At 73.5% G+C, this 12,436-nt stretch carries 9 protein-coding genes; 5 read left to right on the top strand and 4 right to left on the bottom strand.

Features of this window, described 5'->3' with window-relative positions; genetic code table 11:
* Nucleotides 1-85: 85 nt before the first annotated feature.
* The 3 genes from AMK19_RS06285 to AMK19_RS06275 all read right to left on the bottom strand — a co-directional run bounded on the left by AMK19_RS06285 (nt 86) and on the right by AMK19_RS06275 (nt 3,143).
* Nucleotides 86-661: a HEAT repeat domain-containing protein gene (locus AMK19_RS06285; RefSeq protein ID WP_073808793.1), complete on the bottom strand. Its 576-nt coding sequence runs from the start codon at nt 659-661 to the stop codon at nt 86-88.
* A 106-nt stretch (nt 662-767) separates the two neighbouring features.
* Nucleotides 768-1,832: an S-adenosylmethionine:tRNA ribosyltransferase-isomerase gene (locus tag AMK19_RS06280; protein WP_073808791.1), complete on the bottom strand. Its 1,065-nt coding sequence runs from the start codon at nt 1,830-1,832 to the stop codon at nt 768-770.
* A 129-nt stretch (nt 1,833-1,961) separates the two neighbouring features.
* Nucleotides 1,962-3,143: a winged helix DNA-binding domain-containing protein gene (locus AMK19_RS06275; RefSeq protein ID WP_073808790.1), complete on the bottom strand. Its 1,182-nt coding sequence runs from the start codon at nt 3,141-3,143 to the stop codon at nt 1,962-1,964.
* Nucleotides 3,144-3,506: 363 nt separating this feature from the next.
* On the opposite strand from AMK19_RS06275, the gene AMK19_RS06270 reads away from it, so the two are divergent.
* From AMK19_RS06270 to AMK19_RS06250, 5 genes are all read left to right on the top strand, one after another.
* Nucleotides 3,507-5,480, top strand: a complete 1,974-nt coding sequence (locus tag AMK19_RS06270) for a glycoside hydrolase family 6 protein (protein WP_073808788.1) — start codon at nt 3,507-3,509, stop codon at nt 5,478-5,480.
* A gap of 249 nt (nt 5,481-5,729) precedes the next feature.
* A complete protein-coding gene (locus AMK19_RS06265; protein WP_073808787.1) occupies nt 5,730-6,536 on the top strand; it encodes an SAM-dependent methyltransferase in 807 nt (268 codons plus the stop codon).
* Entirely contained in the window at nt 6,533-8,827 is a 2,295-nt protein-coding gene (locus AMK19_RS06260) for a putative bifunctional diguanylate cyclase/phosphodiesterase (RefSeq protein WP_241844272.1), read from the top strand. The genes AMK19_RS06265 and AMK19_RS06260 overlap by 4 nt, the downstream gene beginning before the upstream one ends.
* A 190-nt stretch (nt 8,828-9,017) precedes the next feature.
* Nucleotides 9,018-9,932 (top strand): NADP-dependent oxidoreductase, encoded by a 915-nt coding sequence (locus tag AMK19_RS06255; RefSeq protein WP_073808785.1) that lies wholly within the window; start codon nt 9,018-9,020, stop codon nt 9,930-9,932.
* Nucleotides 9,929-10,693 carry a VOC family protein gene (locus AMK19_RS06250; RefSeq protein WP_073808784.1) on the top strand — a complete coding sequence of 255 codons (765 nt, stop codon included), beginning with the start codon at nt 9,929-9,931 and terminating at the stop codon, nt 10,691-10,693. Before AMK19_RS06255 ends, AMK19_RS06250 begins: the two co-directional genes overlap by 4 nt.
* A gap of 128 nt (nt 10,694-10,821) precedes the next feature.
* On the opposite strand, the gene lnt is transcribed toward AMK19_RS06250, so the two are convergent.
* Entirely contained in the window at nt 10,822-12,378 is a 1,557-nt protein-coding gene (gene lnt, locus AMK19_RS06245) for an apolipoprotein N-acyltransferase (protein ID WP_073808783.1), read from the bottom strand.
* Nucleotides 12,379-12,436 lie beyond the last annotated feature (58 nt).

The following is a 12,436-nucleotide window of genomic DNA, read 5'->3' as shown; positions in this document are numbered from 1 at the left end:
GGGTCGGCCCGGCGACAGGGCGAAATCCGGCCGCGGGCGGCCGGATCCGGCCGGACCGAAAGCCGATTCGTGCACCAGTTCGATCTTACGCTGGGTGAGCAGCCCGGACGGCCGTCCGTCGCCGCGCCGGACGCGGCGCCGTCCGCCGGTGGACGGCCCCGCCGGGCACGAACCAGCCGGCCGTCTTGCGGACGGCGGGGCTCGGGTCCTGGGCGTGCGCCGCCTCCAGGGCGGCGACGGCGCGGGCATCGGTGTGCACGAACTTGCCGACGAGTTCGACGGCCCGCATCCGGACCTGCGGGTCCGGGTCGGAGGCCAGGTGGCGCAGCGCGGGCCCGAGCACCCGGCCGGCGCCGGGCGCACAGGCGTCGCCCTTGCAGCGGTCGCAGGCCAGGGCGTGGAACGCGGCGACCCGCACCTTGGCGTCGGGGTCGTCGGCCATGGCGACGAGCTGGTCCATCGAGTCGGTGTCGACGAGGTGGTCCAGCAGACGGCAGCAGCCCTCACGGACGGCTGCGCTCTCGTGGGACAGGCCGGCGCGGATCGCGCCCAGCGCGTCCTCCTTGCGTCGCAGCAGCTCCCAGTAGGCCGCCACGGCGCGCTGCGGGTCGCCCAGGTACGAAACCAGGGCTTCGTTGTCGGTCTTGACGAATCCGAGCATGGCCCCAGCATCGGGCCCCGCGGCAGCGCCCGGCAAAGGAATTTCGCCCCGCCCGGCGCAAGGAGGACGGCCGGCAGAAGCTGCGCGATGAACACCTCGGCGGCCGCTACACGATGAACATGCAGTCGCCGAACATGTCGAACTCGTACCCGCCCCGGTCGAGGATCTCGCCGTAGGACTTCATGACGAGGTCCTTCCCGGCGAACGCCGCCGTGAGCACGATGTGGCTGGAGCGCGGCCGGTGCAGGTTGGTCACCAGCGCGTCCACGATCTTGAACCGGAACCCCGGGTAGATGTAGAGGTCCGTCCACCCCGCCCGGGCCTGCACCGGACTCCCCGGCTCCCGGTCGATCATCAGCGACTCCAGGGTCCGCATCACCGTCGTGCCGACCGCGACGATCCGCCGCCCCTCGGCCAGCGCCCGGTTGATCTGCGCGGCCGTCTCCGCCCCGACCTCGAAGTACTCGGAGCGCACCTTGTGGTTCTCGACGTCCTCCGCGCTGATGTGGCGCACCGCCAGCACCTCGGTGGCTCCCACGTGCAGCGTCAGATAGGCCAGCTCGACGCCCTTCTCCGAAATACGGTCCAGCAATTCGCGCGAGAAATGCAGGCCCGCCGACGGAATCTCCAGCGAACCGGGCTTCCTGGCGTAGACCGAGCGGTACGCCTCGGGCTTCGACTTCCAGCTCTTCGGGTCGAGCCGAATCGTCTCGTCGAGCCGCCGCCCGTGCCGGTCGAGGGTCGGCATCAGCAGCTCGGCGGGCTCGAACGAGACCTTCCAGAGCCGATCGGGCTGCGGCTCGACGACGGTACAGGAGAGCCGGTCGTCGTCGACCGAGGTCAGCGTGGTCCCCGGTTCCGGCGGCCGCGCCGCGTCGATCTTCACGATGTTCGCGCCGTCCGGCTCGTGGCCGTACACGGTGACGTCCATCGTCTCGTCGCCGTACCGGAACGCCAGCGTGTTCGACAGGATGTAGCTGTCGTTCAGCACCAGCAGATCACCGGCCCGCAGATGCCCCAGAATGGACGGGAAAGCGGTGTGCTCGATCGTTCCCGCCGAGCGGTCGAGCACGACCATCCGCTCGTTCCCGCGACGCTTTCCGCGCAGTTCCACGGGGTCGGTCGGCATGTCCTCCGCGGTCTGCTTGAACTCGAATTCCCTGGTCTTCATCAGGTGGCCTTCCTCGTCGGTCGATGGTCGACGACAGGGCCGAACGGCCCCGTCCCGACGAGTGGACCCGAGCGGCAGGGCCGCCGCACCTTCGGACCTGCCGTTCGGACGACCCGGGCACGGACCCGTTCAGGACGTGAGGCGGCGCTCCAACGGGGTGCGGAACCGCGGCGTGACCCGGGCGTCCGCGAGGACGCCGCGCAGCGCCGCCGCCTCGGCCCCGACGGCGTCCCGGGCGTCCCGGCCGGCGTCCTCCAGCAGCTCGAACACCACGTCGCCGTCCGGGCGTTGGGCCCAGCCGCCGACCACGCGGCCGTTCCACCACACGGTCGGGCCGAGGTTGCCGGAGCGGTCGACCAGCTGCGGGCGGTGGGCGGGGGGCAGGTACCAGTCGCGGTGCTTCACGCCCATCACGGTCGGGTCCAGGGCCGGCAGCAGCGCCGCCCACGGGTCCGGACCGGCGACCGGGTCGAGATCCCCGGGCAGCGCGAACCCCGCCGCACCGCCCGCGAGTTCGACCTCCACGGCGGCGCACGCGGCCAGCGCCGCACGGACCTCGCGGACGCCCCAGCCGGTCCACCACACCAGGTCGTCCTCCGTCGCGGGGCCGTACCGCTCCAGCCAGCGCCGCGCCAACTCGCGCTGCGCATCAGCCCGTTCGGCGGCCGAGGGCGCGGCCGGGGCGGCCTGGCCGAGCGTCCAGCGGTGCCGGCTGCTGGTCCAACTCCCCACCGGGCGACGGCGCACGATGGCGCCCTCCATGCCGAGCAGCCGCAGCAGCCGCATCCCCACCGGCTGCGTGGCCTGATACGCGGTGCCGACGCCGTAGTCGATCGTCTCCCGCAACTGCGGCACCAGCTCGCTCAGTCGGCTGCCGGTCAGTTCGGCCCCCGGGTCGGCGAGGGCGGCCCGGACGGCGTCCTCCACCCGCGCCGTCCACCCGGCGTCGCGCCCCGAGGCGGCGAAGTCCTTGAGCAGGCGGGCCCGTTCGCGGGCCACCGCCTTCGCGGTGGTGGAGGTGTACAGCGTCGGGGCGAGCGCGGCCGGGATCGCGAACAGCGTGCCGCGCATGCCGTGTCGGCGCAGCACCGTGCGGTCCCGGTACAGCGCCCGCTCGGTGTCGGCGATGCCGGGCGCGGCGAGCCGGGCCGAGACGGCGAGGAAGACCGTGGCGGGGTCGGTGGCGTGCACGGCCACCAGGTCGTCCACCACCTGCTCGGCCCGCTCCGCCCGGGCGACCGGGGCGAGACGGTGCCGGAGGGCCAGCCGGGCGCGGCGCCGGTCGTCGTCGAACTGCGGTCGGGCGGGCACGCGTTCCTCCTGGGACTCAAGGGACGCCCCAGCCTGCCACGGCCCACCGCCGGCCGCCGGGACCGCACGCAGCGTGAAAGTTTCGCCGGGGTGACCGGCCCCCTTCCGGGGTACCACCGAAGGGGCGTCGCCCCGGGTGGCAGGGCCGTGAACTGCGCGGCCGGACGGCCGGGTTCCACCCACCGCGACGGGAGCGCTCCCACAGGTTCTGTGCAAGTTCTTGACGCGCCCCGGAGGTCATGGCTTCATATCGATTGTTCCCAGGCCGAGCCCGTCTCTGCCCGGGGCCAAACTTGGGAGCGCTCCCACTAGTTGGGTGCCTTCCGTCGAGTCCGTCCCCCACCCGAAAGGACTCCCTTCACTGTGTCGGCCAACCTGACGCGCCGTCTTCGGACGGCGGCCGCAGCCGTGGCGCTCGGCGCCGCGACCGTGCTGCCGATTGCCGCGGCGACCACCGCCGCCCATGCCGCTGCGACTGCCCGCGTGGACAACCCGTTCGTCGGAGCCGGGGTGTACGTGAACCCCGAATGGGCGGCGCACGCCGCCGCCGAGCCGGGCGGCTCGGCGGTCTCCACCCAGCCCACCGCCGTCTGGATGGACCGCATCGCGGCCATCGCCGGCGGCAGCGGGGTGATGGGCCTGCGCGACCACCTGAACGCCGCGGTGCAGCAGGCCGCCGGCAAGCCGTACGTGTTCCAGGTCGTCATCTACGACCTGCCGGGCCGCGACTGCGCCGCGCTGGCCTCCAACGGCGAGCTCGGCCCGACCGATCTGCCGCGCTACAAGAGCGAGTTCGTCGACCCGATCGCCGCGATCCTGGCCGACCCGGCCTACGCGAACCTGCGGATCGTCACCACGGTCGAGCTCGACTCGCTGCCGAACCTGGTGACCAACGCGGGCGGCACCGCCACCGCCACCCCCGCGTGCGACACCATGAAGGCCAACGGCAACTACATCAACGGCGTCGGCTACGCGCTGGCCAAGCTCGGCGCGATCTCGAACGTCTACAACTACGTGGACGCCGGCCACCACGGCTGGCTCGGCTGGGACTCCAACCTCCAGCCGGCCATCGACACCATCAAGCAGGCCGCCCAGGCCTCCGGCTCGACCCTCAACAACGTGCAGGGCTTCGTCGTCAACACCGCCAACTACGGCGCGCTGCACGAGCCCAACTTCACCGTCGGCGACACGGTGAACGGCACCACGGTCCGCCAGTCCAAGTGGGTCGACTGGAACCAGTACGTCGACGAGGCGTCCTTCGCCAAGGCGTGGCGCACCAAGGCGATCGCCTCCGGGTTCAACTCGAACATCGGCATGCTGATCGACACCTCCCGCAACGGCTGGGGCGGCGCGAACCGCCCGGCCGGCCCGGGCCCGAAGACCACCGTGGACGCGTACGTCGACGGCGGCCGCATCGACCGCCGCTTCCAGACCGGCAACTGGTGCAACCAGTCCGGCGCGGGCCTCGGCGAGCGCCCCAAGGCCGCCCCCGAGGACGGCATCGCCGCGTACGTGTGGATCAAGCCCCCGGGCGAGTCGGACGGCGCGAGCTCGGCCATCTCGAACGACGAGGGCAAGGGCTTCGACCGGATGTGCGACCCGACGTACACCGGCAACCCGCGCAACAACAACAACATGTCGGGCGCGCTGGCCAACGCCCCGCTGGCCGGCCACTGGTTCTCCGCGCAGTTCCAGGAGCTGCTGAAGAACGCCTACCCGGTGCTCGGCTCGTCCGGCGGCAGCGACACCACCGCGCCGACCGCGCCCACCGGCCTCGCCGCCACCACCACGGCCGGCAGCGTCGCACTGACCTGGACCGCCTCCACCGACAACGTCGGCGTCACCGGCTACGACGTGTACCGCGGCGCCACCCTGGTCGGCTCCACCGCCGGCACCTCCTACACCGACACCGGCCTGAGCGCCTCGACGGCGTACTCGTACACCGTCAAGGCACGTGACGCGGCGGGCAACGTCTCCGCGGCGTCCGCGGCCCTGGTCGCCACCACCCAGGCGTCCGGCGGCGGTGGCGGCAGCGCCGGCTGCACCGCCACCTACAAGGTCAGCAGCGACTGGGGCGCGGGCTTCAACGCCGACGTCACCGTCACCGCCGGCAACGCGGCGATCAAGACCTGGAAGGTCACCTGGAACTTCGGCGGCAACCAGCAGATCACCAACCTGTGGAACGGCCAGCTCAGCCAGTCCGGCCAGGCCGTGAGCGTCACCAACGCCGCCTACAACGGCGCCCTGGGCGCCGGCACCGCCACCGCCTTCGGCTTCGGCGCCAACTACTCCGGCACCAACGCCCTGCCCACCCTCAGCTGCAGCGCCACCGGCTGACCGCGGCACCCGCCCACCCCGGCCGCCGCCCCTCCGCAGACCCTGCGGGCGGGCGGCGGCCCCTTTTCCCCGCGACGTCACCCGACTCCGCCCGTGTCGTCACCCGGCTCCGCCCGCGACCTCACCCGACCGGCGCAGGCCCGTACGGCCCTCGGACGACGCGGCTTGCCGAGGGGATCGGAAGTGTAGGAAGATCTTTATGTCCTGTTGCCATTTTTCGATCGATTGCCCGCCGGAAGGGGTGCCGTCATGGCGCGTCCGAACTGGGTGCCCGCAGGGACCGACCTCGACAAGCCCAATGCGGCCCGGGTCTACGACTATTACCTCGGCGGCTCGCACAACTTCGAGGTCGACCGGCGGATGGCACGCCAGGCGATGGAGCTCTGGCCCGACCTGCCGAAGATCATGCGGGCGAACCGGGCGTTCCTGCGCCGCGCCACCCAGTACGTCGCCGCCGACGGGATCAGCCGCTACCTCGACATCGGCTCCGGCATCCCCACCTTCGGCGCCGTCCACGAGGTCGCCCGCGAGTACCGGCCCGACGCCCGCGTCGTCTACGTCGACCTGGACCCCGTCGCCGTCGCCCACAGCCGCCTGATCCTGGCCGACGACGACCTCTGCCAGGTCGTCGACGCCGACCTGCGCAACACCGACGACCTGCTCTCCCGCCCCGAGGTCGAGGAGCTGCTCGCCCCCGGCGAACCCGTCGCCGTCATCCTCAACGCCGTGATGCACTTCGTCACCGACGACGACGAATCCGCGAAGATCCTCGCCAGGCTCCGCGAAGCCCTCCCCAGCGGCAGCGCCCTGATCCTCTCGCACGCCTCGCTGGAGGGCCGCCCCGACCAGGCCGGCTCCCACCAGGACCTCTACCGCGCCACCCCCACCCCGCTCACCATGCGCAGCCGCGAACAGATCACCGCCATGTTCGAGGGCTTCGACCTGGTCGAACCCGGCGTGGTCTACCTCCCCGAATGGCGCCCCGACGACGCCGACACAGTCGACCCGCACCCCGAGCGGATGACCGGAATGGCCGGCGTCGGACGCCTGTCATGACCGAGGCGGCCGCCCCGGACCACGGGTTCCGCACCGCCTGGGCCGCCATGCTCCGCACCGGACACGGCGCGGCGGTGCGCCCCGGCGTCCTCAACCCGCTGATCGCGCGGACCGCCGACCTGCTGCACCGCGCCGCCGAGGAACACCCGTTCCGCCCCGAACTCGCCGGGCAGGTCGGCGCGCTGCTCATCGACAACCACTTCACCGACCCCCAACTGCTGTCCGACGCCGTCCAGTTGATCCAGACCCGGCCGGTCCCCGACGGGCGCGGACCGGCGCTGTCCGGCGCGTTCGCGGCGGGCTGGGCCGCCGCGCTGCGCGAACGCACCCTGCGCGAGCAGGAGGCGATCCGGCTGGCCGCAGACACCGCCCGCCAGGAGGTCGAACGGGCGCTGCGGGTCTCCGAGGCCCGCTTCCGCGCCCTGTTCGAGTCCTCGGCGATCGGCATCGGCATCGGCGACACCGACGGCAACATCCTCGCCGTCAACCGGGCCCTCGGCGAGATCTTCGGCGGCGGCCCCGAGGACATGCAGGGCGTCCGCGTCAACGACCTCATGCACCCCGAGGACACCCCCGGCGTGTGGGAGGCCTACGAGGAGCTGATCGGCGGCACCCGCGAGTACTTCCAGTTCGACAAGCCGTACTACCGGCGCGACGGCGAAGTGGTCTGGACGCACCTGACCGTCTCGCTGATCCGGGACGACGACGGCTCCCCGCTGTACCAGGTGGCCATGCTGGAGGACGTCACCGACCGCTACCGGCTCCAGGAACGCCTGCGCCACCAGGCCACCCACGACCCGCTGACCGGCCTGCCCAACCGGGCCGCGTTCTTCGAACGCCTGGAGCGGCTCTTCGAATCGCCGGAGCCCGACGCCCGGTTCGGCCTGTGCTACGTCGACCTGGACGGCTTCAAGGTCGTCAACGACAGCCTCGGCCACGACATGGGCGACCAGCTGCTGACGGTGGTCGCCCGCCGGCTGGAGTCCGCGCTCAGCCCGCTCGGGCACATGGTGGCCCGGCTCGGCGGCGACGAGTTCGTCGTCCTGCTGGAGAACTGCCGCGGCGAACAGGAGGCCGTCGCCGCCGCCAAGACCGTGCTCGCGGCGCTCACCAGACCCGTGGTGATCGGCGACCACCGGCTCGCCGTCGGCGCCAGCGTCGGCGTGCTGGAACGCCGGATCTCCAGCACCACGCCCGGCGCGGCCGTCCGCGCCGCCGACCTGACGCTGTACCGCGCCAAGGAGGCCGGCCGCGGCCGTTGGACGCTGTTCGACCCCAAGGAGAACGCCCGCGCCGTCAGCCGCTACGCGGTCTCCGTGCGGATGCCCGCCGCCCTCGACCGCGGCGAGTTCTTCATCGACTACCAGCCGATGATCGACCTCTCCAGCGGCGCGATGACCGGCGTCGAGGCACTGGTGCGCTGGCGCGACCCGCAGCTGGGCGTGCTCAGCCCCGAGGAGTTCGTCGGCGTCGCCGAGGAGACCGGGCTGATCATGCCGCTCGGCCGCTGGGTGCTCGAACAGGCCTGCGAGCAGGCCGCCGACTGGGTCGCCCGGTTCGGCGACCGGGCGCCGAAGGTCAGCGTCAACCTCGCCGTCCGGCAGGCCCGCAACGCCGGACTCGTCGGCGACATCGACCGGATCCTGCGCAGCACCGGCCTCGACCCGTCCATGTTGCAGCTGGAGATCACCGAATCGACCGTGGTCGGCCCCGAGGACGAGGCCCTCAAGGCGCTGCACGCCTTGGTCGACATGGGCGTCTCGCTGGCCGTCGACGACTTCGGCACCGGCTGGTCCAACCTCGCCTACCTGCGCGACCTGCCGGTGTCCAACCTGAAGATCGCCGGCTCGTTCGTCGGCGACCTGCACGACCCCGCCAAGGACACCCACCTCGGCTGGCGGATCGTCAGCGGCCTGGTCTCGCTCGCCCACACCCTCGGCCTGTCCGTCACCGCCGAGGGCGTGGAGAGTCGCGCCGACGCCGAACGCCTGCGGCTGATGGGCTGCGACCTCGCCCAGGGCTGGCACTTCGGACGGCCGGTGCGGCCCGCCGAGATCGCCCGCCGGATCGCCGAGGGCGACCCGGACCGCACCGCCGAACTCCCGGCCGAGACCGGCCCCGGCGGCGTCGAACGCCGCCACGCACCGCTCGACGCCGCGCCCGCCGCCCGCCAACTGCCCGTTCCCGGGCCGGACTTCGCGGACGAGCCGGAGATCGCGCCGAGCGCAGGCCCGGAGAGCGCGCCGGGCATCGGCCCGGAGAGCGCGCCGGGCACCGACCGCGAGGCCTGAGCCTTCACGGCGCTTCACGGCCCTTCACGGCGCTTCACGGCGCTTCAAGGCCTGTCACGGACCGTAGCGGCCGTCGGGGCCCGTGCTTCCGTTCGGCCCACCCGTCCCCGGCTACCCGCCGGTACCCCGGCAAGCTGGGGGAGGCCACCGGGGCGCTACCGGCGAGGACGACGGGAAGAGGCGGGAAGAGATGGTGAAGGCATTCGGGTTCGTCGCCTACGGCGGACCGGAGCAGCAACAGTTCCTGGACCGGCCGCTGCCCGAGCCCGGCCCGGGCGGGCTGCGGATCGAGGTCAGGGCGGCCGGCGTCAACCCCGCCGACTGGAAGAAGCGCGAGGGCTGGTTCGGGACGGTCGCCGAACCGCCGCTGGTGATGGGCAGCGAGGCCGCCGGCGTGGTGACCGCCGTGGGGGAGGACGCGGACGGGTTCGCCGTCGGCGACGAGGTGTTCGGCATCGCGCCCGCAGGGGCGTTCGCCGAACAGACGCTGCTCGCCGCCCGCGCCACCGCCCGCAAGCCCGCCACCATCGGCTTCGACCAGGCCGCCGCGCTGCCGGTCGCCGCCGCCACCGCCTACGACGCCCTCCAGCAGCTCCAACTCCACAGCGGCGAACTCCTGTTGATCGTCGGTATCGCCGGCGGCGTCGGCACCGCCGCCACCCAGATCGCCCGCGCCCGCGGCATCACCGTCCTCGGTACCGCCGGCGCGTCCAGCGCCGACCACGTCCGCGCCCTCGGCGCCACCCCCGTCCGCTACGGCGAGGGTGTCACCGACCGGCTGCGCGAGGCCGCCCCCGACGGCGTCGACGCCGTCCTCGACCTGGTGGGCGGCACCGCCGTCCGCGACGTCGCCGGGGCGCTGCGCCGGCCCGGGCGGCTGGTGTCCACCGCCGACCGGGCCACCGTCGAGGAACTCGGCGGCGCGTACGTGAAACGCGACGGCACCGCCGCCGTGCTCACCGCCCTCGCCGACCTGGTCGCCGACGGGACGCTCGACGCGCACATCAGCGCCCGCTACCCGCTGGAACACGCCGCCGAGGCGATCGCCGCGGTCGAGTCCGGACACGCCCGCGGCAAGCTGATCCTGGAGATGAACCGCCCGTGAAGACCACCGGATTCGGGCCCGGCGCGCCCTGCTGGGCCGAACTGTCCACCAAGGACCCGCTGGCGGCCAAGACCTTCTACCACGAACTGTTCGGCTGGCGCACCGAGGCCGTCCCCGACGAGAAGGCCATGGGCTACACCCGGCTGTACGTCGGCGAGGAACTCGTCGCCGGACTCGTCGGGCTGATGCAGCCCGACCAGCCCACCGCGTGGAACATCAGCTTCCACGCCCCCGACCTGGACGCCACCGCCGCCGCCATCGCCGATGCCGGCGGCACCCTGATCGTCCCCCCGATGGACGCCCTCGGCTGGGGCCGCTTCACCGTCGCCCGCGACCCCGGCGGCGCGGTGTTCTCCGCCTGGCAGCCCGGCACCCTGCGCGGCTGCGACCTGATCAACGAGCCCGGCGCGCTCGGCTGGGTGGAACTCGCCACCCGCGACCCGAAGGCCGCCGCCGTGTTCTACACCCGGGTGTTCGGCTGGAGCGTCGCCACCGGCGAGATGTACACCCAATTCGGCCTGGACGGGAGGGACTTCGGCGGCATGATGGACATGGCCGACCAGTTCCCCGCCGAAGTGCCGCCCTACTGGATGCCGTACTTCGCGGTCGCCGACGTCGACCTGAGCTCCGAACGCGCCGCGCTGCTCGGCGCCACCGTCACCCTGCCGCCCACCGACGTCCCCGACGGCCCGCGCCTCGCCGTGCTGCGCGACCCGCAGGGCGCGGTGTTCGGCATCCACGTCGCCTACCCCGAGAACTGAACGCCGGGGCGCGGGAGTTCGGACCCGCAGTCGTCGGCAGGGGAGTTCGGCCCTGCGGTCGTCGGCAGGGGAGTTCGGACCCGCGCCGACGGCAGGGGAGTTCGGACCCGCGCCGACGGCAGGGGAGTTCAGACCCGAGCCGACGGCAGGTCGGAGGGCGGCGCGGCCGGGGCGCCGGGCCGGCGACGCCCGCGCAGCCGGGGCACCAGCGCCGTCGCCCCGGCGGCCGCCGTCACCGCCAGCGCCGACAGCGGCACCCAGTCGCCCCACCGCACGTACCACGTCCGGGCCGCCGGGTCGGCCGGGGCGAGCCGGACGGTCAGCGCACCCGCCTCGCCCGTGGTCAGCCGCGCCAGCCGGCGGCCCTGCGCGTCGTACGCCACCGACTCGCCGGTCAACGCGGCCTGCACCACCGGCCGGCCGGTCTCCGCCGCGCGGATCGCCCCCAGCGAGGCGTGCTGCGCCGGCGCCCACGTCGACTGGAAGGTCGAGGTCGCCGACTGGTAGACGATCAGGCCCGCGCCCTGCCGGGCCACGGTCCGCGACATGTCCGGGAACGCCGACTCGAAGCAGATCAGTGTGCCCACCGGCAGCGGACGGCCGTCCCGGCCGACCACCGGCAGCAGGTGCACGGACCCGCCCGGCGCCCGGTTCTCGCCCGCCGCCGCGCTCACCCCCGCGACCCAGCCCAGCAGCGAACGCAGCGGAATGTACTCGCCGAACGGCACCAGCCGGATCTTGCGGTAGCGCGCCACGATGCCCGACGGGTCGACCAGCACCGCGTCCTTGGAGATCCGGCCGTCCGCCTTCCGGGCGTCCTCGCCGACCAGCAGCTGCGCGCCCGTCGACCGCGACAGCGCCGCCAGCCGGTCCAGCGTCGCGGTGTCGCGGTCCAGGTCGGCGGTGGTCGAACTCTCGCCCCACACCACCAGGTCCACCGGATCGCCCGCCAACGAGCGGGTGATCCGGACGTTCGCCTCCAGCCGGGCCCGCTCGTCCGGCGTCTGCCCCGCCTGCACCAGCGCCACCGACGCCGAGCCGTGCGACGCCGGCGCGGCCTGCGCGGCGAACGCCAACGGGCCCGCCAGCACCGCCGCGAGCGCCGTCGCACCCGCCAGCAGCCGCAGCCGCAGTTCGCGTGCCAGCACCACGATCGTCAATGCCGTGTTGACCGCGACGAGGGCGCCGCTCACCAGCCACACCCCGCCGACCGAGGCCAGGCCGAGCACCGCCGGATGCTCCCACTGGGACGCGCCCAGCAGCGCCCACGGCCCGCCCAGCGCATGCCAGGACCGGGCGAACTCGGCGCTCACCCACACCGCCGGGACGACCACCAGCGCCGCCGCCGAGCGGCGGAGCGTCAACTCGCCGCGCAGCAGCCACCACGCGGCCAGCCCGACCGGTGCCTGCAACACCCCGAACACCGCCGCCAGCAGCGGCAGCGCCGGGCCGATCGACGGGATCAGCCAGTACATGCCGGTCAGGATGAAACCCGCGCCGAACCACCAGCCGCGCACCGCCGCCTCGCGCGCGGTGCCCGCCGCCCGCATCAGCAACAGGCCCGGCACCAGCGCCGCCCAGGCCAGTACGGCCAGGCCGGCGCCCGGGAACGTCAGGACGGGCAACGCGCCCGCGGCCAGCGCGCCGTAGCGCGCCGGGCGGGTCAGGGCGGTTCGCAGGCTCATGCGGAGATTGTCCGCCCGGGCGGGCCGGAAGACACCCCTTGGCGATCATCGCCCCGTC

The sequence above is a fragment of the Kitasatospora sp. CB01950 genome (assembly GCF_001905465.1).
Lineage (GTDB): Bacteria > Actinomycetota > Actinomycetes > Streptomycetales > Streptomycetaceae > Kitasatospora.
This window is presented reverse-complemented; position numbering and strand designations above follow the sequence as displayed.

Coding starts and splice junctions, on each gene's coding strand:
- AMK19_RS06255 (WP_073808785.1), top strand. CDS start 9,018: ATGGTGAAGGCATTCGGGTTCGTCGCCTACGGCGGACCGGAGCAGCAA.
- lnt (WP_073808783.1), bottom strand. CDS start 12,378: ATGAGCCTGCGAACCGCCCTGACCCGCCCGGCGCGCTACGGCGCGCTG.
- AMK19_RS06285 (WP_073808793.1), bottom strand. CDS start 661: ATGCTCGGATTCGTCAAGACCGACAACGAAGCCCTGGTTTCGTACCTG.
- AMK19_RS06280 (WP_073808791.1), bottom strand. CDS start 1,832: ATGAAGACCAGGGAATTCGAGTTCAAGCAGACCGCGGAGGACATGCCG.
- AMK19_RS06265 (WP_073808787.1), top strand. CDS start 5,730: ATGGCGCGTCCGAACTGGGTGCCCGCAGGGACCGACCTCGACAAGCCC.
- AMK19_RS06260 (WP_241844272.1), top strand. CDS start 6,533: ATGACCGAGGCGGCCGCCCCGGACCACGGGTTCCGCACCGCCTGGGCC.